At 46.3% G+C, this 2,736-nt stretch carries 2 protein-coding genes; both read left to right on the top strand.

Translation table 11 applies throughout. From position 1 onward, the window contains the following. Window positions 1-2,087: hypothetical protein (locus tag DXD25_RS16835; protein WP_158556366.1), on the top strand; the 2,087-nt coding region annotated here is incomplete at its 5' end. A gap of 128 nt (window positions 2,088-2,215) precedes the next feature. After that, window positions 2,216-2,736: sigma-70 family RNA polymerase sigma factor (locus DXD25_RS16075; protein ID WP_117664365.1), on the top strand; the 521-nt coding region annotated here is incomplete at its 3' end.

The following is a 2,736-nucleotide window of genomic DNA, read 5'->3' on the forward strand; positions in this document are numbered from 1 at the left end:
AGGTTTCGTTCGTAGGCTACAAGACGATTTGCAAGCTGGTACCTATTGCCCGCATCGGAAATGTGAGGATGCAGGCGAATGCCTATCAACTGGGCAAAGTGGAAGTAAAGGGCAAGCTGCGTATCGACCACGGAGACCATGCCTCTTATACATTCTCTGACGAACAGATCAGGAACTCACGCCATTCACAGGATCTCCTGGGAACACTCCCGGGAATCTATACCGATCCGATGACCGGCAAGACATCCAGTATGACCGGCAAATCCATCAAGATTCTCATCAACAACGTGCCGATGACGAGCGAGAACGACTTGAAGGCTATTGCCGCCAACAAAATAAAGAAGGTGGAATACTACGAAGATCCTCCTATCAGATACGGCGATGTGGGCATCTTGATGAACATCATTACCAAACCGCTTGATACGGGTTATACTACTGGTTTTGATGTGTCCAGCGCCTTGACCACAGGGTTTAGCAATGATAATGTGTATTTCAAGTACAACAAGGGCAATCATCAGTTTTCCTTCGATTACAGCATCAACGTGAGAAACTATCGTGACTGGATAGAAGACAACCAGTATTCCTTTACGCTTGACGACCAACAGGCTGTCTATGATTACCATCTGCACAAGCGTTTTGGCTATACCGACAACAAGTTCAATCTGAAGTATGCTTACAGCAAGCCAGACAACGTAACCTTCCAGGTCACCTTTTCGCCAGAATTGTCACATAAGTTCAACAGGGGAAATAGCGAGGTTGCAACGCAAGGAAACGAGGCTTGGCAGGATGGTTTCGGAAACACGAAGGATATTGTAGATTACGTGAAACCCGCAGTAGATCTCTATCTCAGCAAGCAGTTTGCCCATAAGCAGACACTCGATGTGGACGTGCTCGGCTCTTACTTCAACACCAGGCAGCAAATGCTCAACCGGCAATGGACTTCCGACAAGGATAGCATCTTGACCGATGACGACATGCACTCCAGGAGCCACATCTATTCCCTGATAGGAGAAGCTGATTATACCAAAGAATGGGAGCAGGGAGAGCTGTCGGCAGGAGTATATACCTGGAACAAGTGGAGCGACTATAATGTGCGCAATATCCTTTCCGGCTATGAGCCATCCAAGTATTCTTCATGCATCAAGATCAATACGGTTTATGCCCAATACCAGAACCATATCGGCAAGTTTACCTATCGTATAGGCGTAAAGAGCACGTGGAGAACCCAGAGCTATCAGGATCTCACCTATAACAACAACTATATTCTTCCGTTGCTGTATTTATCTTATAAGCTGAAGAACGGTTCGTTGCAGCTGCTATCATCCAGCGGCACCAATTACCCCGCCATCTCAACATTGAGCGAGAACATGACGATTGTCATCCCCGGACTGATGAAGCAGGGCAACCCGAATGTAAAGGCTACGATGGAATGGGGACCGATATTCAGATACACCTATAATGATGCGATGCTCTACCTGCAAGTAGCACTTTATGGAATCTATAATGACAAGGTAATTACACCTTATTATTATTGGACCACGGTGAACGACAAGCGCAGCATAGTTTCTACCTATGAAAACGGCAGTTTCTATTGGCGTTATGGCACAGGCTATTATCTTCAGTTCAAGCCGTTCAAGAACGAGATTTTGAAACTGATGGTGGGTGGAGGTTTTGAACGGGAGGTAATCAGCAATTCCTATGGTCGCCATTGCTACTGGTGGAGTCCTTTCAAATATGGCATCTATTTCCGGAAGGGAAACTGGGGAGCATCTTACCAGGGAAATATTCCTTCGAAGATGGCAGTCCTGAACTATCGCAAGGCAGATGAGTCCAAGAGTGAATTCTCTGCTTTTTACCAGAAGGGAGCCTGGCGTTTCTCGTTCTATGGCTTGTGGATGTTTGCACCAGCCAAGTACGAGAGCCAGACGTTCGACAATCCGATTATGAACCAGACGGAACAGCACATCATCAAGGATAATCGCCGCATGCTGACGCTGGGTGTCAGCTACAACTTCTTCTCCGGAAAGAAGAAGAACATCCGGAAGAACATCAACAACTATGATGCTGATGCTGGCGCATTCAAGTAATTCCTGTATTACATTTTATCGTCTATAGACGATGAAAACGACGACTTGTAGTTATAAAAAATATTCTGCTAAGGGTTAGGAAAATGAAAATTCGATTGTAATATAGGCAAAAGAAAAGAAATAAAGTAATGCAAATAAACAAAGAAACGATAGAACAGCTCTTCCGGCAGCATTATCTGAGGATGTACCAATTGGCCAGGGTACTTCTGAAGGATGATGCAGCCAGCAAGGATGTGGTAAGCGAAGTCTTTGCCGATGTACTCGACGGAAAGACCCAGTTGGATCTTGATAACGAGACTATAACCAGCAATTCGCCCCTGCCTTCCACTAACGCCGGGAGCTATCTTCTGGTGTGTGTGCGCCATAAATGCCTCAACCTGTTGAGCCGACAGAAGATGAAAGACCGGGTTCATCACCTCCTGAAAGCCGATACTTCGCCTTCGATAGCTCCCCTGGAAGCGACGATTGCCGAAATAGACAAGGAGACCGAAAAGTACGAGGCAATTCAGACTTATATGGATGCTGAACTCACGCCACAAACCCGCAAGGTACTCGATCTCCGCTTTCGGCAGAAACTGAAATATCGGGAGATTGCTACGGAATTGGGCATCAGCGAAGTGGCAGTTTATAAGCATCTGGCGCAAGGCAT

It is taken from the genome of Prevotella sp. TF12-30 (genome assembly GCF_003436715.1).
Taxonomy (GTDB): domain Bacteria; phylum Bacteroidota; class Bacteroidia; order Bacteroidales; family Bacteroidaceae; genus Prevotella; species Prevotella copri_A.